Below are 22,685 nucleotides of genomic sequence, written 5' to 3'. Positions count from 1 at the left end.
GTGAGGACCTAGCCTCCGGGGCATGGACGTCCTCACCCGCCCTGGAAACAGGGGAAGCGTCATGCGTTCAGCACCGTTGAAAGTCGGCGATCTCGCCCGGCAGACCGGCCTCTCCGTCCGCACGCTCCACTATTACGAGGAGATCGGCCTGCTCGCCCCGTCGCATCGCACCGCGTCGGGGCACCGGATGTACTCGGCGGGCGACGTCGCCCGGCTCCAGCAGATCAAGTCGTTGCGCGAGCTCGGCTTCAGCCTGGAGCAGATCGCCGCGTGCCTGGACCAGCCGGGGTTCTCTCCGCTCCAGACCATCGAGCTCCACCTGTCGCGGCTGCGCGAGCAGATCGCGCTGGAGCAGCGGCTCTGCACGCGGCTCGAGGGCCTGGCCCATGTCCTGCGGTCGGGAGAGGACGTCTCTGTGGAGCAGCTCCTTCAAACCATCGAGGTGATGACCATGATCGAGAAATACTACACCCCAGAGCAGCTCGAAGAGCTCAAGCAGCGCGCGGACGCGATGGGCCCCGAGAAGATGCGTGAAGCCGAGTCGGCGTGGAAGCAGATCTACGACGACATGCGGGCGGAGATGCAGAAGGGCAAAGACCCGAAGAGCGAGCCGGTGCAGCAGATCGTGAAGCGCATGCGGGAGCTCATCGACGCGTTCACGGGGAAGAACCCCGGGATCGAGCGATCGCTCAACACGATGTACCGGCAGGAGCCCTCGGTGAGGACCCAGCACGGGATGGATCCGGAGCTGCACGAGTTCATCGGCAAGGCGATGTCCTGATCGGATCCGCGGTCGCCGCATGGATCGGGGGGAGGGCGATGCCGATCCGCCCTCCCCTCGGGACGCCGCGCGCGTCAGCCTAGCTGACAGGCCGATCGCGATGGAATACAGCTTGGAACGATGAGCCCCGAACAGAGCCTGACGGCGGTCGAACGCGAGAACGCGGCGTTGCGCCAGCGCGTGGCCGAGCTGGAGGGAACCCAGGCAAAGCTGGCAGCGCTCTCCTCCACGATTCCTGCCTTCGTCGCGTTTTTCAACAAATACGGAATCATCGTGGAGGCATTCCCGTCGCTGCTCTTCCCTGCCGAGACGATCAAGAAGCTGCTCGGCACGTCGATGCGGGACGTGTTGAAGGACGGTGAGGCCGAACGCTGCGTCGCGCTCGTCCGTGAGGCGCTCGCGACGCAGACGACCCGGACCATCGAGTATCCCGTCACCTTCGATCAGCGCGATGTATGGTGCGAGGCCATCTGCAAGCCGCTCACGGACGACACCGTCCTCTGGGTCGCGCGCGACGTCACGGCGCAGCGGCAGCTGGCGCGCGCCCAGGCGGAGCTGCGCGACTTCCAGGCGCTCGTGGAGAGCGCGCCGGACGGCGTGTACCTCGCCTCGAACGAGGGCGCGCTCTTCTACGCGAACGCAGCCTTCCGGACCATGACAGGGCACGGCGACGGCGCGCTCGGCAAGACCCTGCGCGAGCTCTACGCAGAGGAGCAGGACCGGCTCGCTGACATCATGCGGCAGTGCTTCGATCGGGCGTCCTGGCAAGGGACCCTGAGCCTCGCCCGGAGCGATGGCAGCACCATCCCGTGCCAGGTCTCCATGGTGGCGCTCGTCGGCGAGGCGGGGCGGCCCCCGGCGCTCGCCGCGATCGCGCGCGACCTGACCCCCCTCTACGACGCCGAACGCGAGCGGCTCGACCTCCAGGAGCAGGTGATCCAGGCCCAGCAGGCCGCGCTGCGCGAGCTGTCCACCCCGCTCGTCCCCCTCGCCCAGGGCGTCGTCGCCGTGCCGCTCATCGGCACCCTCGACCGCTCCCGCGCCCAGCAGGCCATGGAGAAGCTCCTGAACGGCATCGTCCAGCACCAGTTCCACACCGCCATCGTCGACGTCACCGGCGTCAAGGACGTCGACGCCGAGTCCGCCGACGCCCTGCTGCGCATCGCGCGCGCAGCGCGCCTGCTCGGCGCCCAGCTGATGCTCACCGGCATCAACCCCAACACCGCTCAGATGCTCGTCGAGCTCGGCGTCGACCTCGCGGGCATCACGACCCGAAGCACCCTGCAGAGCTGCATCGCTGACGCCCTTGCGCCTCGCAGCGGACCGCCCGCAACGCCCGCTCCAGACGCGACCACCTCGCCTGCCAGACCGGCCAGACTGCGACCGCCCCCCTGACTCGACCTCGCACCCGGGCGAGCGCCGGCGCCGGGCCACAGGGCAGGCCGCAATTGGCCCTGCACTCGGGCGAGTGCCGGCACCGGCAGGCCATGAGGAGCCCGTGGCACAGTGGCCCGCCGTCCGCCTGCGCCGTGACCTTTCTGCCGCGTGGGGCAATTCGCGCCACGCGGGAGGATGAAGCCGCCCCGGCGATCGGCCGGGCTGCAGGACGAGAGGTCGCCGTCCTCAAGGTCAAGCTGCGGCCGCGTTCGACCTGGCACTCGCGTTGCTCCCTTGCGGGCAGCTGCCCCGGCGCAAGCCGCCGCCCCGAAGGCCGTCACGGCGCACCGCGCGCCCCCTGCAGTGAAGGTCCATCATGCACCTGCCCGGAAGAGAGATCCCCTGGAAGGATTTCCTGAACGACATCAAGCAGGAATGTATCAAGGACAAGATCGACACCGTCGCTGCTGCGCTGACGTTCTTCGGTGTCCTCGCGATCTTCCCGTTCCTGCTCTTCGCGGTCGCCCTCGCCGGCCTGGTCATCGATCCTGCCGAGTCCGCGCGGCTGATGGGCGAATTGTACCAGGTGGTCCCGCCCGCCGTGGCCAACATCCTGGGCGAGCGCCTTCAGGCGCTCACCGGGGGCCAGAGCCCGGCGCTCCTGACGGTCGGCGCCCTCGGCGCGGTCTGGGCCGCCTCGGGCGGCGTCACCGCGCTGATGGACGCGCTCAACTCTGCCTATGGCGTCGAGGACAGCCGATCGTACCTCAAGCGCCGCGGGATCGCCCTCCTGGTCACGCTCGGCGGCGCCGTCCTGCTGACGGTCGCCTCGGCGCTTGCGGTCGCCACGCCAGCGCTCGCCGCGCACCTCGGCCCCTTCGCGACGCTGGTCCTCTGGCTGCGCATGCCGGTGTCGGCGCTGATCGTGATGGTGGTCCTGGCAACCCTCTATTACGTGCTCCCCGACGTAGAGCAGCAGTTCAAGTTCATCACCCCGGGGTCGGTCGTGGCGGTCGTGATCTGGGTCATCGCGTCGCTCGGCTTCTCCTTTTACGTCAGCCGGTTCGGCAGCTACGAGGTGAGCTACGGCGCGCTGGGCGGCGTCATCATCCTCTTCCTCTGGATGTGGATCTCCTCGATGGCAGTGCTCCTCGGGGCCGAGATCAACGCCATCATCGAGCACCGCTCGCCTGAGGGGAAGCGCACGGGCGCCAAGGACGCCAGCGATACGGGGGCGGATCTGCCCAAGACCGAGAAGGAGGAGGCTCAGGGCGCCGCGCTCCCGGCCGGCGCCGCGCGCGGCGAGCGAGGACCACGCGACGAGAGCTCGGCCAGCAACGGGGCGCTCCCCCACCCCGCCGGCTCGCGTCGCTCGGAGCTCCATCGAGGGAGGGCGTAGGCGACGCCCCTTCACCGCCGAGCCCCGCGCAGCGGGCCTGTCTCTGCCTCTCTGCCACCGGAGCCACCTTCATGCCAACTCGATACTTCCCCTCCCCGCCATCGCTGCTCTTCCTGCTCGGCTCGCTCGTCACGGGGTGCCACGGCGCCCCGAGCGGCGCGCCCGCGGCAGCTCCGCCGGCCGACAGCGCGAAGGGCGCGGAGACGGGGAGCGTGCGGGGCCCGGAGGGCGAGCCGACCGGCGCGGGCGGCGCGCCGGGCACCAGCGGCCCGCAAGGCTGCGGGACCAACAGCCCGATGCTCAAGTACGTGGGGCAGGACCGGGATGAGTGCGCCCGGATCCGCTTCGTGTGCGAGCCTGGCTGGAGCTACTTCGCCGACGACTGCGGCTGCGGCTGCACGAAGCAGTGACCGCCGCCGCCGACCTGGACGCGGGGCTCGCGACAAAAACACCTCGCCCTGGGCGGCCTGCGGCATCTAGCATCGGTGCCCGCATGCGCCCCCTCCTCATCGTGAACCCCCGGTCCAGCGGCGGAAAGACGGGCAGGCTCTTCGACGAGATGCTGACGCCCATCCGCCGCATCCTCGGCGACGTCGACATCGTGCGCACGGAGCGCCCGCGCCACGCCGTCGATCTCGCGCGCGAAGCCGCGCTCGGCGGGCGCGAGACCGTCGTGGCGGTCGGCGGAGACGGCAGCATCAGCGAGGTGGTGAACGGCCTCATGCAGGCGAGGGACCGGGGCGCCACCGGCACGCGGCTCGGGATCGTCGGCGCGGGCACCGGCAGCGATCTCTGCAAGACGCTGAAGCTCACCCGCCGGCTCGACAGCTTTTGCACCGCGATCGCGAACGGCCACACGCGCCGGCTCGACGTGGGCCGCCTCTCGTACGAGACGCGCGACGGCCAGCGGGCCGACGCGTTCTTCGTCAACGTCCTCTCCGCGGGCATGAGCGGCGTCGTGGTCTCGCTGGTCAACGAGTCGTCGCGGGTGCTCGGCAACACGCTGGCCTACTCGCTCGCCTCGCTCCGGGGCCTCGTCCGCAGCCGCGTCGGCCGGGTGCGCTGCGTGACGACGCTGCGCGGTGAGCGCCGCGAAGAGGAGATCTCGACGCGCATGGTGGGCATCTGCAACGGCCGCTTCTTCGGCGCGGGTATGCAGCTCGCGCCGATGGCGAAGCTCGACGACGGCGTGTTCGACGTCATCGACCTCGGCGCCGCGCCCCACATCCGCTTCGCCGCCGTGTCGACCGGCATGTACACGGGCTCGCACATCCGCCACCCGGACGTGCGCCACTTCCAGTGCGATAGCATCGAGCTCACGCTCCTGAACCGCGACGTCGAGCAGTCGTTCTTCCTCGACGTGGACGGCGAGCCGCTCGGGAAGCTGCCGATCAGGGTCACGCTGGAGCCGAAGGCGATCGAGGTGCTGGCGCCGGGCGATTGAGGGGGACCGCGAGGGGAGGCACTGCGGTCGAGCCGGCAGGGCTAGCCGGAATGGGGCAGGCGCGTAGACTGGCCGCCGTATGAGGATCCTGACCTTCGAGTTTCAGAGCGCTGGGCGTGGCTGGACGCTCGAGCCGATGGTGCTCGATGCGTTCAACCTGCTGGTCGGCGTGTCCGGGGCGGGCAAGACGCGGATTGTACGGGCGATCGAACAGGTCCGCGCCGTGGCGCTCGGAGAGAAGGAAGAGGATGAGCTGATCGATGCGATCCGCGGGGCCAGCTTCGCGATCGGCTTCGAGCACGACGGACTCACGTATCGCTGGGAAGCCGAACTGGAGCCGCACGTCGGGCGAGGGGCAGAAGAGCACGGCGCGCTGCACGCTGAGGAGCCGCCCCTCCTCCGGGCCGAGCGCATCCTCCAGGGGGACCGGGCCATCGTGGAACGCTCGCCTGAGCGCTTCCTTCTGAATGGCCATGCACTCCCGAAGCTGGATCGGGCGCAGAGTGCAATTGCCGTCCTCAGGGAAGACCCGCAGATGGCTCCGCTTTACAAGGCCTTTTCGCGCTGCATTCCTCGATCGGCGCTCGAAACATTGCCGAGCCACGGATTTACGACGGAGGCTCACTTCGAGAAGCGGCGGGGCAACTACCAATCCGCTGCAGATCTTGGTGCGGACTTCACGCTGCCGCTGCACCACAAGGCCGAGCTTCTCCAGGAGGTATTTTCAGAGGCATTCGCCGAGATAGAGGACGCGTTCCGGGAGGCGTTTCCCACTGTCGAGAAGCTCAAGGTCCAGCGCTATTACCCTCTGGGCTCGGAGGCGAGCAAGGAGTTAGGCGGTAGCTACAACCTCGCGCTCACCGCAGCCGAGTCGGGCGTCGCCAGCTGGATCTTTTTTTACGACATGTCCTCTGGCATGCAGCGTTACCTCTCCTTCCTTATCCACCTCTCGTTCGCTCCGCCAGGCACGGTGGTGCTCATCGACGAGCTGGAGTCGAGCCTCGGCGTCAACTGCCTGCCCGCAGTAACGCGCTTCCTCCTGAGCCGGGCGCCGTACCTCCAGCTCGTCCTGACCAGCCACCACCCCTACATCATCGAGCAAATCCCGCCGAGCCACTGGAAGATCGTCACCCGGAAGGGCAGTCGCGTGCGGGTCCTCGACGCCGAGAAAATCCCGGCGATGGCAGAGGAGCGCTCGCACCTCGACCGCTTCACGCGCCTCATCAACCTGCCGGAGTACGAGCACGGGGTCCAGGGATGAACCTCGTCCTCCTCGTGGAGGGTGCCGAGACCGAGCCGAGGGTCTACGAGGCATGGCTCCGACACCGGCTCCCCGCGCTGCATCGTGTGCCCAACGTGGCCGACCTGATCGCCGACGGCTACGTCCTTGTGAGCGGCAAGGGCTATCCCTCGTGCTATCGCAGGATCGCCGGCCTCCTCAAGGACATCGAAGCCAACCCCGGTCGCGTGCAGGAATTCTGGATCTGCATCGACTCGGACGAGGATACGTACGAGGCTCGCTACGCCGAGGTCCACCGCGCCGTGCAGGCCGAGCTCCAAGGCACCCGCATGGCGAGGACCAACCCCTCTCTCGAGATCCGCGTCATCATCCAGCATTGCTGCATCGAGACCTGGTTTCTGGGGCACGATGGCTTCCTCCGCGCCGGCCCACAGTCACCCCACCTCGTCGACTTCAAGCGCTTCTACGACGTGAGCACGGACGATCCCGAGCGGATGGGGACCTATCCGGGCTACGTCACCCGCGCCAGCTTCCACCTGGCGTACCTCAAGGCCATGCTCATCGAGCGCAGCCATCGCTACACGAAGCAGCGCCCAGGCGTGGTGATCGAGCCGTCGTACTTCGACGCGCTGCGGGCGCGTTGCGCGCGCACGGGGCACCTCCAGAGCTTCCGGCAACTGCTCTCAGCCTTCGAGGCAGCTGGGGACGTGGGGCTGTAACGCCCATGCGGGCCGCCCCTCGAGCCACCGCCGCATCGCCCGCTCCTCACCCATGACGCGCTGCGGAAGCCGCCGTGGCTTTCGACACCCCTGCCCCCTTGTGCCGCTCCCCTCGAGCCCGTCGAGCCCGCGGCGCAGCGGTGGTAATGGATCTTTCATGAGCTTCATCGATTCACCTGCCGAGCTTGCCCCGGGCGCCTCCGTGGCCCCCGCTTCCTCCGCCCCCCGGCTGCTCGTCGTCGGTTGCGGCGGGATCGGCGGCATCGTCGCCGCGTACCTGTTCGAGCAGGGCCACGACGTCACCGCCTTCACGACGAACCCGCTCATCGCGGACGCCATCAACGCCGTCGGCTTCCGGGTGCGCGGCGAGGCGAGCCCTGGCACGGTCGGCGGCCGCGCGGTGCGGGAGCTCGGCCCGGACACCCGACCCTTCGACTACATCCTCCTGGCGACGCAGCCGCCGCAGGTCGAGGAGGCCGCGCGGAACGCGGTCGCGCACCTCGCCCCGACGGGCGCGATGATCTGCCTTCAGAACGGCCTCTGTGAGGAGCGCATCGCGCGCATCGTAGGCCCGGAGCGCACCTTCGGGGGGATCGTCGCGTGGGGCGCCTCGATGGTGGAGCCCGGCGTGTACGACCGCACCTCGAGCGGCGGCTTCGTCCTCGGCCGGCTCGACGGCGCGAGCGACCCGCGCCTCGACGAGCTCGCGCGCATCCTCGAGGCGATCGGACCGACGACCGTGACGGACAACCTCGCCGGCGCGCGCTGGTCGAAGCTCGCCATCAACTGCTCCATCTCGTCGCTCGGCACCGTCGGCGGCGATCGCCTCGGCGTGCTGCTCAGGCACCGCTTCGTCCGCCGCCTCGCGCTGGAGATCATGACCGAGACCGTGCAGGTCTCGCGCGCGATCGGCGTGCGCCTCGAGAAGGTCGCAGGGACGCTCGACCTCGACTGGATCGCCCTCACGGACGCCGAGCGCTCCGCCGTGGGCTCGCCGGGGCTCTTCGCGAAGCACGCGCTGCTCCTCGCGGTGGGCGCGCGCTTCCGCCGCATGCGCTCCTCGATGCTCGCCGCCATCGAGCGAGGCCGCCCGCCGGCTGTCGACTTCCTGAACGGCGAGGTCATCGAGCGCGGCGCGGCGCTCGGCATCGCGACGCCGATCAACGCCGCGATCCGCGAGGAGGTGCTCGCGATCGCGGCCGGCAAGCGCAAGCCGAGCCTCACGCAGCTGCGCGCGTTCTTCGACCGGACGCGCGAGCTCGTGGGCGCGCCGTCGTCCATCCGGCCCCCGCCGCCGGCGACGCCGGCCGAGCCGCCCGCGGCCCCGCCGTACGAGCCGCCCGCGGTCGCGACGAGCGCACAGGCAGACGCGTCGGGTGAGCCGCCCGCGACCGCGACGAGCACCCAGGCAGACGCGTCGGGCGAGCCGTCCATGCCAGCAGCGAACGTCCAGAGCGATCTCAGGGACGCGTAGACAAGCGCCGAGCAGCTCGGCGACAGAACACCGACAAGCAGACGAGCTGCCGAAGGACACCGACACGTGTCCTGGCGCTCCTGGCGTCATCGCGGATCGAGCTCACCGCGCCGTCGCGGCGCGAACTCTTTGTCGCGCCGTGGCGTCGAAGTTCGGTAGCATCGGGCGTCTCTTCCTGCGGATCTCTGGAAGATCCCTCGACGAGGAACCCTCGCATGACGCACTTCTCGCTCGCCCTATCCTCCCGGCGCGGCGCCGCGCTCCGCGGCGCTTCCCTCGTGCTGCTCGCCGCGCTCGCCGCGTGCGGCGACGACGGAGGCGGCGGCGGTAGCGGGGCCGCGGGCGGCGGGGGGAGCGGCGGCGAGGGCGGCGGGGGCGGCGGCGCGGTCATCGCGGAGCCGAACCGGTTCCGCCTGCGCATCGACGACGCCGAGCTCCCGTCGGTCGTGCTGGAGCTCGACAAGCAGAAGGCGCTCCAGGTCTTCGGCGAGGACGGCGCCAAGCAGATCACGATCCTCGACGTGGACACCACCGGGCTGCTCCGGAACGCGCTCGAGCAGATCCAGAACGCGTGCGGGACCTCGTGGCAGAACGACAGCGCGAACCCCGGCCACAACTGCTCGCTCACCGAGCTCGGCCAGAGCTTCGGGGACGAGTGGCGGACCTCCCCGGAGTTCGCGCTCGTCCGGCTGCTCAGCATGACGCCCGCCAACGCCAATGTGACGGGGACGTCGCTCGAGGGGCTGCAGGCGATCTTCGAGGAGAATCCGGGTACCTTCGCGTTCGACTTTGCCGACGTCCTCGCCGACAGCATCACCCTCGATCTGGCGGCCCCGCCCGCTCCGGAGGCCGTGCGCAGCAACCGGACGGCCCCCTTCGTGCCGATACCCAAGCTCATCCTCGCCCTCCAGCAGCAGCTGCTCGGCACGCACCCGGCCATCGCCAGTCCAGATGGCTTGAGGATGCCTGTCAGCCTCTACGAGGCCCTGTTCGAACTCCAGCCGCTGTCCGAGAAGCTCGGGCCCAGCGGGGATCATCCAGGAGTGCTCGTACGGGACGATGAGACGTTCACCACGAAGAGCGATGTCCTCCTGCCCGACTTCCAGATGCGCGTCGTCGCCGAGTCCGGCCTGCGCAGGGTCTCGGGGGTCGATCTCTCGAAGGGCGGCGGTGACATGTTCCTCCGGGACGGCGACGCACCGCTCCAGTTCGACTTCACCGACCCGGAGAAGCTCCAGATCAGCGGCATCGCCCCGACACCGACGATCGATATGCGCATCTCGCTGCGCGAGCTGCCCACCAAGGTGAAGGCGTGCATCGAGGCCGACGCGCCAGCCTGCAAGGAGAACCGTCCAGGCATGCCGGTCGGCTCCAACACGGTATGGACTACCCCTCCATTCATGATGGAGCACATCGTGGGCAAGGCGGCTTACCTCACGTATAGCGAGCGCGTGCCCTTCACAGGGTGCTACTTCCGCCTGAGCGGGACGTGCCGGGTGGGCCTGAGCATCGGCCAGACCGGCGACCCGCGGGGCTGGATGGCCGTCACCGACCTGGTTTCCGACCAACCGCCCCCGATACCGCCCCCGCAGTTCTTCTGGGAGCTGCTCACCGAGGTCGGACAGGTCGCCATCCATGACCCGACCGGTGACGGCAACGCCGAGATCCAGGAAGGCGCCGCCCAGCCGGTCTTCGCGCTCCACAACGTCGGCATCGGCCTTACCGCCGACGAGATCGTGGCCGAGCTCCGCCCGACCCTGCAGAGCCAGGCCAGCGAGATCGCGGAGATCATCCTGGGCAGGTACTGGGTCAACAACGACGGGCTCGACTTCTTCTACGGCCGCGGCGCGCCCGACGGCGCGCCCACCTTGTTCTTCGTCGCCGAGGACGACCTCCGGCCTTCGGATCAAAGCTCGGAGGCCCCGCGCGCCTACACCTACGAAAGTCCCGGCTTCTTCACGAGCCCGGACCTCAGCGAGGCGAGCAAGGTCTCGAGCAAGGAGATCGACGGCCTCGACGACACGACGCACGAGAAATACAGGCTGCCGCCGGGCGAGACCACGCTGTACATGAAGGACGACGAGGGCGCCGTCTACGAGGTCCGCTTCTACGTGCCCGAGAGCGACGATCCGGTGGAGATCACCGCCGACGTGGAGAAGCTCTGATCATGGAAGCGCGAGACCGCACCCGCCCCGCCGCCCCCCGGCTCTCCCGGCTCGGCCCCCTGCTCGCCGCCGCGCTCTCCTCTGCGCTGCCCGGCTGCGTCGAGGCCGTCACGACGGAGGAGGCGCCGCCCCCGCCGGCGCTCGGCGTGCGCCAGAGCCGCACCGTCACGCTCGACTTCCTGCGGTTCGACGCGAGGGGCTTCGCCAAGACGCTCACGCTCGACGAGCTCAAGGCCATCCCGCGGCCCACCCTCGAAGGGATATGGCTGCTCGATCTCGACATCTCGACGCTCATCGAGAACGCGCTGCTCAAGGTCATGTACATGCCCCCCGCGGAGGTCGCGGCGCTCTCGCCGGCGTCGCAGAACCTCGTCGGGCTCCTGAACATGACGCCGGAGAACGCCGACCTCCGCGGCACGAGCCTCGAGGGCCTGCTCGGGGTTGGCAACGCCGTCGGGCTCTCTACGTCGAAGATCCTCTCGGACCTCACGGGCGCGGCCGGCAACGAGCGGCTCATCCCCGTCCAGATCACCTCGCAGGCCGTCCTGGAGAACCTGGTCAGCACCCACCCGAACACCCAGCACCGGAGAGGGCCGCCGAACGACGAGCACCCGGACGGCGTCTATCCCGTCGCGCCGCACTCCATCCCCGTCACGCTGTACGACGTCGTCACCGATTTCGCGGGCCTCGCCGCGCAGTTCGGCCCGACGCCGCTCGATCCGGACGACCCAGGCGGCGCGAAGCACCCCGGCTTCATCAAGGCCGCATCGGGGGTGAAGGCGGCCCTCGACGACTTCACGATGACGGTCCGCGTCGACGTCAACGCCCTGCCGTACAAGGGGGTCGACGCCACGATGGCCGATGTCGCGAGCGTCAACAGCACGCCCGGCCAGATAGACACCCTGTTCGATTTCAGCCAGGAAGACTGGCTCGTTCTGGACAACCTCGCCAGGAACCTGAGCATCGGCGAGCTGACGCTGGCCATCCCCGAGAGCGCAATGCTCCTGCCGGGCGGCACGAGCCGGGAGCCCGCGCCGCGCGGCAATTCACCCGTTTGGGAACAGCCGCTCTGGGAGTTCGAGCACATCCTCGCCCGCGCGGGTGAGCTCAGGGCAGCCCAGATCAAGCATCACTGCTCGAGCTACGGGCCCGCGGGCACCTCGACAAGCGACTTCGAGGCCGTGAAGGTCTGCATCGACGAGAGCGGGTGGACCGAGATCAGCGTCGACGAGAGCGTCGTCCTGGAAGACCCGCCTCCGGCGCCGTCCTACTTCTGGGACATCCTCCTCGACGTGGCCCAGGCGCGGCTCCATGACGGCGGCCTCGCCGAGGGGGAGGCTGACCTCGAGGTGACCCTCCGCGACGTGCCGGTCGGCGTGAAGACCGAGGATCTCGTCGCGAGCATCAAGAAAAACCTCGCGAGCGATCCAGCGGTCCTCAAGGACATGGCGCTCGAGCTCAACAACAACGCCGCCGGCGACGCGGACTTCTATCTCTACCAGCCGAGCACCGAGAGCGGCGTCGCCGGCCAGCGGGATTACCTCTACTTCGTCGCGCCCGACGACATCCGCAAGGACGCGGACGGCGTGCGCGTGCGCGAGTATGCGTACGAGAGCCCTGGCTTCTTCTCCGACCCCGCGCTCGAGAAGAAGGTGTCGACGACCGAGGAGATCGACGGCGACGCGCTCCACGAGAAGGTGGAGGTCAAGGCAGGAGATACGCTGTACTTCGCGGACGACGAGGGGCACCGCTACGAGATCAAGATCGGCGACAAGCCGAGCCCTCATCGCCTCTCGCTCACCCTCACCCGGATCCAGTGATCGGCCCCCCCACCGTGAGGACCCGTCTCATGCAAGGAGCTCTGCCGCCGCCGCGGCCCCGCGTCGGCGCCCGTGCGCGTCAACGAACAGGACGTGAACTCGCCGCGCTCTCGCTCGCGACAGGCCTCGTCTGCCTGGCGGCGCGGGACGCACACGCCTCGGGCATCGACGCGCCCTGGGTGACGAGCGGCCTCTCCGGCCCCACGACGTCCGACGCCGCAGCCGTCTACTGGAACCCGGCCGAGCTCGCGGGGGTCCAGCGGCCCGAGCTCGTCCTGGGCGCGGGCCTCATCGTCGGCCACGCCACCTACCAGCGCGAGCGGCGCGGCACGTACCAGACGCCGGACACGCTCCAGTTCAAGCTCCCGCTCGATGCAGCGAACGTCGACGCCAGCAAGCGCGGCAGCGCCGAGGAGGTGTCGACGACGCCGATCGCGCCGACGGGCAACGCCTTCCTGGCGATCCCGGCCCTGCCGAACCGCCTCACGGTGGGCCTCGGCCTGTACGTGCCCTATGCCGCGGCGCTCAGCTTCCAGGACGGCGCACAGCGCTGGCAGCTCCGGCAGGCGTTCATCGTGTCGACGTCGCTCACGGCGGCCGCCGGGCTCAAGCTGACCGACCAGGTCTCGCTCGGCGCCGGCGTGTCCTACGTCAGCGGCCTCGCGGAGCTCTCGAAGGTGCAGGACTTCGGGAGCCTCAAGGAGTTCCACGACGGCCTCGACTACCTCAAGCAGGACAACGACTTCGGCCCGAGCACGCCGTCCGAGCTGCGCGAGCTCGACGTCCTCGCGCGCTCCATCTCGATCAAGGAGGCCCTGTCGCACGGCGCCTCGTTCCACGTCGGGCTCGCCTTCAATCCCAACAAGGATCTCCGCTTCGGCCTCACGTACCAGCACAGCGCCGCGATGCGGTACAAGGGCAAGTTCGCCATCGACATGAACCACCCGTTCTTCACGCAGGACCTCGCCGAGCAGGGCCTGCGTTACAAGCCGCTGGTCGAGGGTGACGTGGAGCTCTCGTTCACGCTCCCCAAGCGGCTCACCGCCGGCATCGGCTACCGGGTGAACGACAAGCTCAGCCTCGATGGGCTCCTCTCGTACGTGCTCTATTCGGACATCGAGGCGTTCGTCGTCGAGGCCTCGTCTCCGGATCTCGCCCAGCCGAAGCTCGGGATCACCGATCGCGTCACCGTGACGCTGCCGCGCAGGTGGAACGACACGGTATGGGCGGAGATCGGCGCCAAGTACAAGCTGAGCGAGGCGCTTCTGGCGACGGCGTCGGTCGGGTATCAGTCGGCGGCCTCGCCGGACAGCACGATCGACGTGGCCTCGCCCGACAACCACCGGCTGATCGGGGACGTCGGAGGTGTCTTGAAGCTCAGCGAGCGCGTGTCGCTCTCGGGCGACGTCCGCGTGCAGGGCATCCTGCCGCGCACGGTGACCGGCTCGGATTACGACCTCGGCAACGGGAAGTACACGCTGGTGCTCGCGACCGTGGGCGGGCACCTCAAGTTCGTGTTCTGAGCGCGATTGCCGCCGCGCCGGTGCCCTTCCGCCGCGCGCTCTTCCGGTCGAAGCGATCGCGCGCCCCCTGGATCTCGGTCCGGTGCTCGCCGGCCCAGGCCGCGAGGGCCTGCACCGGCAGGAGCAGCGTCCGGCGGACATGAATGTGCCTCCTTGCCGCGCCCCGTGGTGTCCCCATCATAGTGCCGGTTACTGGAGAGAACCTGCTACCAAGATGATATCAGCGATGAAGGAGACGTCCTTGAGCTCGGAATCACCCAGCAAAGCGCAACTGTGGGGAGGCCGCGTCGCCAGCGCGCTGCCCGTCCTCGGGCTCGTGTTCAGCGCAGGCATGAAACTCAGCCACAACGCCGACCTGAAGGCGCAGTTCGTCGGGCACCTCGGCTACCCCGAGAGCGCCCTGACCGCCATCGGCGCGGTCGAGCTGCTCTGCACAATCCTCTACGCCGTCCCGCAGACGAGCGTCCTCGGCGCGGTGCTGCTCACCGGATACCTCGGCGGCGCGATCGCGACCCACGTGCGCCTGGGCGAGCAGTTCGTCGCGGTGCTGGTGCTCGGGGCGCTCGTGTGGGGGGGCCTCTTCCTCCGCGACCCGCGCCTGCGCGCGCTCCTGCCGCTGCGCAAGCCGGCGGCCGGCGCGTGACCTTCGGCCCGCCGTAGAGCAGCCCTGCTTCGTCCGCCCATCGCCCACCGGCTTGCCCGGCGGGCGATGGGCGGACGGATGCCGCCTTTGGGGGCTCCGAGCGCCGGAGGGCGGCGTGCGATCACCCTCCGGCCGCCACCCTGCTCACCGCGACCAGATCCGGAAGCGCGCGCCCATCGGGTGGATGGTTCTTCGTGAGCGGGAAGGCGACGTCTACTGGACCCCGTTCGAGCAGTACGGGCTATCGACGTTCTTGCAGGAGTAACACCAGAGCTTGTAGTTCACGAGCGACACGTCACCCGTGACGCCCGCGGACTGGGTCGATGTCCATCCGGTGGAGCTCCCCAGGTTGAAGACCTCGGCGTTGCACGCCGCGCGGTCCACGGTGAATGAGCCGACGTGGTCGTCCGGATTGCAGATCGGCCCCCAGCACTCATCGTCCTCGTACACGGACTCCTGTTTGGCGGTGAGGATCGGAGCGGGGTAACCAGCGGTGACCGAGATGCACTGCTTGCCGTAGAGGTAAGGCGTACCGGCGGCGCCGAAGTTCACGGAGAGTCCGCCCGGCGCGGAGTCGAAGAACTCCCACTGCGGTCGTGACGACTCGCCCGTCACCTGCAGCGGTCCGCGGAAGTTCGAGGCCCACGCGATCTGCGGATTGTAGGTGTTGCCGCCGATAAGGGACGGGTACGTGTCGGTCTTCGGGTAGCGCGCCGAGCCGAAGTACATGTAGGCGATCGCGCCGCCGGTCCCGCTCTCGTTGTTGTCGGAGACCGTGCTCCGCGTGATCACCGGATAGCCGCAGTAGACGTCGTACCGCTTGCACGAACCGTAGCCTCCGCACGTCGTGATCGCGCCCTGGCTACGGCAGGATGTGTAGCAGCTCGCGCTGGCGTCGCAGGCCGCTGCACAGCTCCGGCAGACGCCGTAGGCGCCGCACGTGGTCTCTTGCCCGTTCGCCTTGCAGGATGTGCCGCAGTCGCTGTTCACCGTGCACGCCATCCCGCAGCTCGGCAGCGTGGTCGTGCCACCGCCGCTGCTGCTGCTGGTGCAGTCCTGGCAGATCGCCTGCGGGCTGGTGGGGTCGATGTCGAACGCCTCGTCCGGCGAGGGGCCCTCCTCCGCAGGGACACACCCGGCGACGACGACGGCGGCAACGACACCAGCGGCGAGATGCAGCGCAGGGCGCGCGGCGTCCATGCTCCTCTGCGTCGACACAGGGGGGATCGGCCTCGCGACGAGCGTGGAGAGCTGCAGGCGGGCAAGGCGACGATGGACGAAGTGATATTTCATGTGGGGGCGACCTCCTGCAACGCCCTCAGCAACTCGTGGGCCGCGCGCCCTCGGACCGGAGCGCTGCACCGCCTGGAGCGCCTTGTCCGTCTCGCATGCGATGTGTTCACGTCGTGGCTGTTCGCCGCGAGCCGGCGCGCTGTTCTCCGCGAGGAACAGGTGTCTCCTTCAGAGAGACACGGGGCTCGGCAGCCTCGTGCTCAGCGCTCGAGAACCAGGGAGCGATAAGCCTCATCTTCGGCGCAAACGCGGGAGCTCGTCGACGGACGCCCGGCCCGCTCGCCGTGGCATGGCATCTGCAAAACCTTTCGCCGGACGCTTCGTTTCCCGCCGACAACGCCGCTTCACCGCCGCTTCAACCACCGCGCCATGCACGTTGCGCGCGGGTCGATGCGCAGAGGGCGGCTCGCCGGCGTCGAGACGACCAACAACCCGAAGGAGTTGACCATGAAGCACCTGTTCTTCGCCGCGTTCTTGCTGCCGCTCGCGCACGTCGGTGATGCCGGGCCCGCCACGCCCGGATCGAGCGAAGGCGCGGTGGTCGAGGCCGCCACCGAGAGCCACGCCGAGCCGATGCCGCTCGCCGCGCCCATCTGCCTGCCCGGTGAGAAGCTCGTGTGCACCCTGGGGCCTCCGCCTCGCTGCCGTTGCGAATGACCGCCGCGAAGTGCCGTCGCGCGGCCTGCGCCCGCCCTCTCGCGAGCCCGTAACTCGCAGGGAGCAAGGGCCGCGGGCGACGTCGAAGCAAGGGCCGCTCGCCGTGAGCTCCTGTCGACGTCAACGACATCGCTGTTCCACCTGTCCGGTCACCACTCGCAGCCGCGAGGATATTTCAAGACCCATCTCATCAACCGCCGGGAGCGCCCCGGAGGCTAGAGACGCCGACGCAGGAGACCACAGGCCGCGACGCGGCATGCTACACAGCGTCCTGTGAGCCTGGGCGAGAGCGTGATCATCTGCCCGGGGTGCAGCGCGGAGAACTCACCCTTCAACCCGCGCTGCACCCGCTGCGACGCGCTGCTCTCGGAGGAGCCGCAGCCGCGCTCCGCAACCGCCGAGGAGCACCCATCGAGGCAATCGACCTCCCGCGACGAACACGCTTCCTCGAGCGTCACGATCGATCCGCTCGCAAGCACGATTGTCGTCCCGGACGGGGGAGCGTCCGAGCCTCCGGTGCCGCCCGAGGCCGAGGCGTCGCTGGAGCTGCGCCCGGGCACGAAGCTCGGCCGGTTCGAGGTGGTCGATCGCCTCGGCGAGGGCGGCATGGGCGTGGTGGTGCGAGCGCGCGATCACGTGCTCGGCCGCGACGTGGCGATCAAGGTGCTGCGGCCCGAGGTGCTGGGGCGCTCGGGCGCGGCGACAGCGCTCGCGCGGCTCGTCCGCGAGGCGCAGGCCATGGCGCGGATCAAGCATCCCAACGTCGTCACCGTGCACGAGGTCGACGCCTCTGGCGGGCAGGTGCGCGTCGTGATGGAGCACGTCGAGGGCAGGACGCTGCGCGCGTTCTGCGCGGAGAAGCGGCGGCCCGCCTCGGAGATCGTGGCGGCCTTCCTCCAGGCGGGCAGAGGGCTGTCGCAGGTGCACCACGCGGGCCTCGTGCACCGCGATTTCAAGCCCGACAACGTCCTTGTCGGCGCCGACGGCCGCGTGCGCGTCACCGATTTCGGGCTCGCGGGGCTCGCGGAGGGTGAGGCCGGCGGCGGCCCCGCGGAGACGGGGATAGAGGCCGCGCTGACGCGTTCGGGCTCGTTCCTGGGGACGCCGGTCTACATGGCGCCGGAGCAGCACCGGCGAGAGGCCGCGGATGCGCGGGCCGATCAGTATGCGTTCTGCGTGTCGCTATGGGAGGCGCTCGCGGGCGAGCGCCCGTTCGCCGGCAAGACCTACGACGAGCTGCGCGAGAACGTGACGCTCGGGCGGGTGCGAGAGCCGCCGCGAGGGGCCGAGATGCCGGCGCGGATCCGCCGCTGTCTCGAGCGCGGGCTCTCCGTCGATCGGGACGCTCGATATCCCGACATGGACGCGCTGCTCGCCGATCTCTCGAAAGATCCGGCGGCGGCGTGGGGGCGCGGGCTCGTCGCGGCGTCGGGGCTCGCGCTCACGGGCCTCCTCGTGTTCGCGTTCGCGCGGGAGCCTGCGGACAGGCTCTGCATGGGCGGCGAGGCGAGGCTCGCGGGCGTCTGGGACGAGGCGACGATGGCCAAGGTGCGGGCAGCGTTCGCCGGCACCGGGCGGCCGTACGCGGAGGACACGTACCGGCGCGTGGAGAAGGCGCTGGGCGAGCGAGCGCGCGCGTGGGTCGCGATGTACGCCGACTCGTGCGAGGCGACGCACGTGAGGGGCGACCAGTCGGCCGGGCTCCTCGATCTCCGGACGCTGTGCCTGGAGCGCCGCCGCCAGGAGATGGGAGCGCTCACGGCGCTCTTCGCGCACGGAGCGGACGCCGAGGTGCTCGATCGATCGATCGAGGCATCGCTCGCGCTCCCGGGCCTCGAGCGCTGCGCGGACGCGGGCGCGCTGACCGCGGCGGTCCCGCCGCCTGCGGACGCCGCGGCGCGGGCCCGCATCGACGCGCTGCGGGGTCGTCTTGCCGAGGTCAGGGCCCTCGACGAGGCCGGCAAGTTCGACGAGGCGCTCGCGCTCGCGCGGCCGCTCGCCGACGAGGCCCGCGCGACGGACCATGCCCCGATCGAGGCGGAGGCGCTCTTGATGCTCGGGCGCGCGGCGCGGGACGCGCACGACGCCCCGGCCGCGGAGGCGGCGCTCCGCGAGGCGCTGCGCGCGGCAGCGCGGGCCAGGGACGACGCTCTCGCGGCGGAGGCATGGCCCCAGCTCATCTACGTGGTCGGCTACCTGGAGGGCCGGCACGCCGACGCGCTCGCGCTGCAGCTGGCCGCCGAGGGCGCGGTCGAGCGGACCGGGGGTGACACGCTGGCGAGCGCGCGGCTGCTCAGCACGCTGGGCAGCGTCCTCGACGAGCAGGGGAAATACGGCGAGGCAGCACAGCACGTCGAGCGCGCCCTGGCCGGCCTCGAGAAGGCGCTCGGCCCGAAGCATCCCGAGGTCGCGGCAACGTGGAGCCGCCTGGGCACCGTCCTCCTTCACCTCGAGAAGTTCGACGACGCGGAGCGCGCCTACACGCGAGCGCTCGCCATCCGAGAGGAGACGCTGGGCGCCTCTCATCCGAGCGTCGCGCTCACGCTCAACAGCCTGGGTCGCCTCTTCAACACCCAGGGCAAATACCGAGATGCCTTGCCCCGGATCGAGCGCGCCATCTCCATCCAGGAGAAGGCGCTCGGCCCCGATCACCCGTTCCTGGCGGCCTCCGTCAACAACCTCGGCAATGCGTTCGTCATGCTCGGAGAGACCGACGCGGCCAGGCGTGCGCACGAGCGGGTGCTCGCCATCCGGGAGAAGGCGCTCGGCCCCGACCACCCCGACGTGGCGTCATCCCTTAACAACATCGGGGCCGTGCTCGAGATGCAGCAGAAGTTCGCCGAGGCGACGCCCTATTACGAACGGTCGCTCGCGATCCGCGAGAAGGCGCTCGGCCCCGATCACGCGAGCGTGGCCTCCTCGCTCGGCAACCTGGGGAGCGCGCTCGTCGCGCAAAAGAGGTACGCCGAAGGCCTGGTGCGCCTCGAGCGCGCCGCGGCGATCCAGGAGAAGGCCGTGGGCCCGAGCTCGCATGCGGTCGCATCGATGCTCACCGGGATCGCCAGCGCCTACAACGACATGGGCGAGCCGGGAAAGGCGCGCCCGTTCGCCGAGCGGGCGCTCGCCATCTATGCGGCGAAGGGCGAGGGCGTCTCTCCGATCGAGCTCGCGGATACGCGCTTCCACGCGGCCCGGGCGCTCTGGGGCTCGGCGCGGGACCGGACGCACGCGATGAAGCTCGCGACACAGGCGCGCGACGCCTATGCGGCCGAAGAGGGGGAGTATGCGAAGCGCGCGCTCACGGCGGCGAAGGAGTGGCTCGCGGCGCACGGCGGCGCGCGGTGAAGCGGGGGCCGCGCTCGGGGGGGAGCTCCCGTGCGGGTGGCAGGGGCCCCCGCCCTGCCAGAATGATGGAACCGCCAAGACGCCATAAGACGCCAAGATGATTGAGATTTTTTTGGCGTCCTTGGCGACTTGGCGGTTCAAATCCGGCGGAGTCCGTCACCCATCAAAGACAGGGCGCCGGCCACCTGCGCCGGCGACCCGGTGCTTCGCCAGGAGCTTCTGCAGGTAGGTCCGGTTGAACCCAGACTCCCGCGCTGCCTGCGACACGTTCCCCCCGTGCCGATCCATCAGCGCCACGAGGAACGCACGCTCCAGCTCGGCGACGCCCGCCTCGCGCGCTGCCTCGAGCTCGTCGGCCGAGAGCCGCGAGAAGCGCGGCGCCAGGGGCCCGGGTCCTGCTGGCTGAGCCACATCGGACGGCAGCAGATCCACGTCGAGCTCCGGCCCTGTCGCCAGGATGCACGCGCGCTCCACCACGTGGGCGAGCTCGCGCACGTTGCCCGGATAAGCATGCTCGCGGAGCGCCCGCGCGGCGCGCTCCGTGAAGCGGGGCCGCTCGCCGGCGCGTTTCCAGCAGGTGCGCAGGAAATGCTCGACGAGGAGCGGGATGTCGCTCGCGCGCTCGCGCAGCGGCGGAATCTCGATCTCGATCACCTTGAGCCGGAAGTACAGATCTCGCCGGAACTTCCCTGCCTCGACGAGCGCCGGCAGATCCTGGTGGGTCGCCGCGATCACGCGGACATCGACCTTGTCGGTCCGGTCGGAGCCCACGCGCTGGATCTCTCCGAACTGCAGGAAGCGCAGGAGCTTCGCCTGCACGTCGGGCGCGATCTCCGCGACCTCGTCGAGGAAGAGCGTGCCTCCCTGCGCCGACGCGACCCGCCCGACGCGGTCCCGGTCGGCCCCGGTGAACGCGCCTTTGACGTGCCCGAAGAGCTCCGACTCGAGGATGGTGCCCGGCAGCGCCGAGGTGTGTAGCGTGACGCAGGCCTTGCTGCGCCGCGGGCTGTTCACGTGGAGCGCGCGGGCGATGAGCTCCTTGCCGGTGCCCGTCTCCCCGCGGACGAGCACGGTCGCGTCCGAGTCGGCCACCTGCGCGACCGTCTTGAGGAGCGCGAGCATCCTGGCGTCCTGCGTGACGATGCCCTCGAAATCGTAGCGGGCGAAGAGATCGCGCTCGAGGCGCTGGCTCCGGCGGCGCAGCGCCTCGCGCTCGCTGGCCCGCTTGAGGAAGAGCCCTGCGAGCTCGGCGAACTCGGCGACGAAGCGGAGCGCCTCGGCGCTGGCGGCCCGGGACTTGTACTCCACGTAGACCGCGCCGTAGACGTCGGCGCCGTGGGCGAGAGGCGCCACGAGCGCGGCTGACGCGCCCGACTCCTCGAGGCTCTTGAGGAGCGAGGAGCGCGGGTCGTCGGCGTCCCTGGAGAGGTGGACGATCTGCCGAGTCTCGATGGCCTGCCGCACGAGGCCGCGGCTGAACTTGCGCTCCTTGTCGGAGATCTTCGCCTTGTCGAAGTGGACCGCGAACTTCTGCTCGTAGGAGCCGTCCTCACGGACGACGATGAAGCCGCGATCGGCGCTCGTCGCCTCGAGCACGCGGCGGAGCACGAGCTCTGGAGCCTTCGCGTCATCGTCCTCCGAGAGGAGGATCCTTACGATCTGAAGGAGCGAGGGGTAGAGATCCATGGCCGCAGCGCTCAGGGTACGATGAGGGGGGAAGGGAGCACAGAGCGATTCCCCGGGGCGTCGGCGGTTCCGTCGTGGCGTCGCCGGGGAACGTCGCGGCGAATGGCTGGTCGCCCCCCTACGGCCTGGCCTGGCGCGGGTTGCTCGCCGGGGGCGTGGTCCGGGCTGCAACGGATCGGGGAGCGGTCGCCTGGGCGGCCTTATACGTCGGCGCCCAGGGCAACGCCGGAAGTGTCGCAGGATCGTCCAGCCGAGCAGAAATCGCGGGGTTAGCGCCCGCCATCGGCAGGTTGACATCGGCCTCGACCCCATCAAGACCCGTGCAAACCTGCCCGATCGCGTCCTCCACTCCCCCTTGACATGGGACGGCATCTCCGGTGGCCTGGGACACCGTGGCAGGTAGCAGCAGCATGGCGCAAATTCGACAGATTAAGAAGAGCGGAGAGGCAGGTCGATGGATAAGGAAACAGCCACCCTTATTGCAGCCGTGATCGCTGCTGGCGTCACGGTCTTGAATACGACTTGTCGGCGTGGCGACAATTGCACCTTGAACGTCTCAAGTGGCAACAACAACGCTAGGATCGCAAAGATCGGGAATGAGTTTCGCCTGTCCCCAACGCACGGACTGCCCGAACTCAGCAAATGTCAACCCGACTGTCGTGCGCTCTTTGACGACCTACAAGAACAGCTTGGGAACGTCATGGATTCCACGTTCGCTGCCCGCGACAACATCATGTAATTAGCAAGCGGCGCGCACTGATATCGTGTCATTAGGTCGACGCGCGACGGCACCAGTGTTCTGACACGATGACAAAGCGATATTTGAGTCAGCAGAGCATCCCCAAATGCGGCGAGCGCCGGACGGCGCGACGCCTCGCGCTCCCGGCCACGGCCCCTCCGGACCTCGGGCGCGGCGCCCACCACGACCCCTGCAACACCCGTGGCGCCACCGTTGCACTGCACATGCGCAGATCCAAAACGCAGGCAGCGCAGCTCGAGCCATGGAGGAGGCCACCGCGAGGTCGTCGCGCTGTTCGAGCGGCTCGCTACGGCCCCCAGGCGCCTCCCCGGGGGGCTTGACACTGGCGCGAACCTCGACGTCTCCTTTTCGCCGCGCGC

Annotated in this window: 16 protein-coding genes; 14 read left to right on the top strand and 2 right to left on the bottom strand. The window is 69.6% G+C overall.

Annotated features, from left to right (window positions below; genetic code table 11):
- Nucleotides 1-61: 61 nt before the first annotated feature.
- The 12 genes from WME79_RS47190 (at nt 62) to WME79_RS47135 (ending at nt 14,585) form a co-directional block, all read left to right on the top strand.
- Complete coding sequence (locus WME79_RS47190) at nt 62-781, top strand: MerR family transcriptional regulator (protein WP_437529041.1); 720 nt, start codon at nt 62-64, stop codon at nt 779-781.
- Nucleotides 782-901: 120 nt separating this feature from the next.
- On the top strand, nt 902-2,176 hold the full coding sequence (locus tag WME79_RS47185; RefSeq protein WP_437529038.1) for a PAS domain-containing protein: 1,275 nt from the start codon (nt 902-904) through the stop codon (nt 2,174-2,176).
- A gap of 358 nt (nt 2,177-2,534) precedes the next feature.
- A complete protein-coding gene (locus WME79_RS47180; protein WP_437529035.1) occupies nt 2,535-3,557 on the top strand; it encodes a YihY/virulence factor BrkB family protein in 1,023 nt (340 codons plus the stop codon).
- 71 nt (nt 3,558-3,628) lie between these two features.
- Complete coding sequence (locus WME79_RS47175; RefSeq protein ID WP_437529032.1) at nt 3,629-3,967, top strand: hypothetical protein; 339 nt, start codon at nt 3,629-3,631, stop codon at nt 3,965-3,967.
- An 83-nt stretch (nt 3,968-4,050) separates the two neighbouring features.
- On the top strand, nt 4,051-5,001 hold the full coding sequence (locus WME79_RS47170; protein ID WP_437529029.1) for a diacylglycerol/lipid kinase family protein: 951 nt from the start codon (nt 4,051-4,053) through the stop codon (nt 4,999-5,001).
- Between the two features lie 79 nt (nt 5,002-5,080).
- A complete protein-coding gene (locus tag WME79_RS47165) occupies nt 5,081-6,262 on the top strand; it encodes an AAA family ATPase (protein ID WP_437529026.1) in 1,182 nt (393 codons plus the stop codon).
- Nucleotides 6,259-6,960, top strand: a complete 702-nt coding sequence (locus tag WME79_RS47160) for a hypothetical protein (protein WP_437529023.1) — start codon at nt 6,259-6,261, stop codon at nt 6,958-6,960. Before WME79_RS47165 ends, WME79_RS47160 begins: the two co-directional genes overlap by 4 nt.
- Before the next feature lie 157 nt (nt 6,961-7,117).
- Nucleotides 7,118-8,434 (top strand): ketopantoate reductase family protein, encoded by a 1,317-nt coding sequence (locus WME79_RS47155; RefSeq protein ID WP_437529020.1) that lies wholly within the window; start codon nt 7,118-7,120, stop codon nt 8,432-8,434.
- A gap of 215 nt (nt 8,435-8,649) precedes the next feature.
- Entirely contained in the window at nt 8,650-10,599 is a 1,950-nt protein-coding gene (locus tag WME79_RS47150) for a hypothetical protein (protein ID WP_437529017.1), read from the top strand.
- A gap of 2 nt (nt 10,600-10,601) precedes the next feature.
- Nucleotides 10,602-12,419 (top strand): acetyltransferase, encoded by a 1,818-nt coding sequence (locus WME79_RS47145; protein ID WP_437529015.1) that lies wholly within the window; start codon nt 10,602-10,604, stop codon nt 12,417-12,419.
- 29 nt (nt 12,420-12,448) lie between these two features.
- Nucleotides 12,449-13,942 (top strand): OmpP1/FadL family transporter, encoded by a 1,494-nt coding sequence (locus WME79_RS47140; RefSeq protein WP_437529012.1) that lies wholly within the window; start codon nt 12,449-12,451, stop codon nt 13,940-13,942.
- A gap of 214 nt (nt 13,943-14,156) precedes the next feature.
- Nucleotides 14,157-14,585, top strand: a complete 429-nt coding sequence (locus WME79_RS47135; protein ID WP_437529009.1) for a DoxX family protein — start codon at nt 14,157-14,159, stop codon at nt 14,583-14,585.
- 213 nt (nt 14,586-14,798) lie between these two features.
- On the opposite strand, the gene WME79_RS47130 is transcribed toward WME79_RS47135, so the two are convergent.
- Complete coding sequence (locus WME79_RS47130; protein WP_437529006.1) at nt 14,799-15,878, bottom strand: hypothetical protein; 1,080 nt, start codon at nt 15,876-15,878, stop codon at nt 14,799-14,801.
- Nucleotides 15,879-16,247: 369 nt separating this feature from the next.
- On the opposite strand from WME79_RS47130, the gene WME79_RS47125 reads away from it, so the two are divergent.
- Nucleotides 16,248-16,535 carry a hypothetical protein gene (locus WME79_RS47125; RefSeq protein WP_437529004.1) on the top strand — a complete coding sequence of 96 codons (288 nt, stop codon included), beginning with the start codon at nt 16,248-16,250 and terminating at the stop codon, nt 16,533-16,535.
- A 273-nt stretch (nt 16,536-16,808) separates the two neighbouring features.
- Nucleotides 16,809-19,880, top strand: coding sequence for a tetratricopeptide repeat protein (locus WME79_RS47120; RefSeq protein WP_437528999.1), 3,072 nt, complete (start codon nt 16,809-16,811; stop codon nt 19,878-19,880).
- A 156-nt stretch (nt 19,881-20,036) separates the two neighbouring features.
- Here the strand turns inward: WME79_RS47120 and WME79_RS47115 are convergent, their stop codons facing one another.
- On the bottom strand, nt 20,037-21,566 hold the full coding sequence (locus WME79_RS47115; RefSeq protein ID WP_437528992.1) for a sigma-54-dependent Fis family transcriptional regulator: 1,530 nt from the start codon (nt 21,564-21,566) through the stop codon (nt 20,037-20,039).
- Nucleotides 21,567-22,685: the final 1,119 nt, after the last annotated feature.

The sequence above is a fragment of the Sorangium sp. So ce726 genome, assembly GCF_051521405.1.
Lineage (GTDB): Bacteria > Myxococcota_A > Polyangia > Polyangiales > Polyangiaceae > Sorangium.
The sequence above is the reverse complement of the archived record's forward strand: the minus strand, read 5'-3'. Positions and strand labels throughout refer to the sequence as shown.

Bases quoted from the DNA above. Each gene is read 5' to 3' on its own strand.
- WME79_RS47185 (WP_437529038.1), top strand. From the start codon at position 902: ATGAGCCCCGAACAGAGCCTGACGGCGGTCGAACGCGAGAACGCGGCG.
- WME79_RS47115 (WP_437528992.1), bottom strand. From the start codon at position 21,566: ATGGATCTCTACCCCTCGCTCCTTCAGATCGTAAGGATCCTCCTCTCG.
- WME79_RS47130 (WP_437529006.1), bottom strand. From the start codon at position 15,878: ATGAAATATCACTTCGTCCATCGTCGCCTTGCCCGCCTGCAGCTCTCC.
- WME79_RS47125 (WP_437529004.1), top strand. From the start codon at position 16,248: ATGCACGTTGCGCGCGGGTCGATGCGCAGAGGGCGGCTCGCCGGCGTC.
- WME79_RS47160 (WP_437529023.1), top strand. From the start codon at position 6,259: ATGAACCTCGTCCTCCTCGTGGAGGGTGCCGAGACCGAGCCGAGGGTC.
- WME79_RS47135 (WP_437529009.1), top strand. From the start codon at position 14,157: ATGATATCAGCGATGAAGGAGACGTCCTTGAGCTCGGAATCACCCAGC.
- WME79_RS47180 (WP_437529035.1), top strand. From the start codon at position 2,535: ATGCACCTGCCCGGAAGAGAGATCCCCTGGAAGGATTTCCTGAACGAC.
- WME79_RS47175 (WP_437529032.1), top strand. From the start codon at position 3,629: ATGCCAACTCGATACTTCCCCTCCCCGCCATCGCTGCTCTTCCTGCTC.
- WME79_RS47145 (WP_437529015.1), top strand. From the start codon at position 10,602: ATGGAAGCGCGAGACCGCACCCGCCCCGCCGCCCCCCGGCTCTCCCGG.
- WME79_RS47190 (WP_437529041.1), top strand. From the start codon at position 62: ATGCGTTCAGCACCGTTGAAAGTCGGCGATCTCGCCCGGCAGACCGGC.
- WME79_RS47150 (WP_437529017.1), top strand. From the start codon at position 8,650: ATGACGCACTTCTCGCTCGCCCTATCCTCCCGGCGCGGCGCCGCGCTC.
- WME79_RS47140 (WP_437529012.1), top strand. From the start codon at position 12,449: ATGCAAGGAGCTCTGCCGCCGCCGCGGCCCCGCGTCGGCGCCCGTGCG.
- WME79_RS47165 (WP_437529026.1), top strand. From the start codon at position 5,081: ATGAGGATCCTGACCTTCGAGTTTCAGAGCGCTGGGCGTGGCTGGACG.
- WME79_RS47155 (WP_437529020.1), top strand. From the start codon at position 7,118: ATGAGCTTCATCGATTCACCTGCCGAGCTTGCCCCGGGCGCCTCCGTG.
- WME79_RS47170 (WP_437529029.1), top strand. From the start codon at position 4,051: ATGCGCCCCCTCCTCATCGTGAACCCCCGGTCCAGCGGCGGAAAGACG.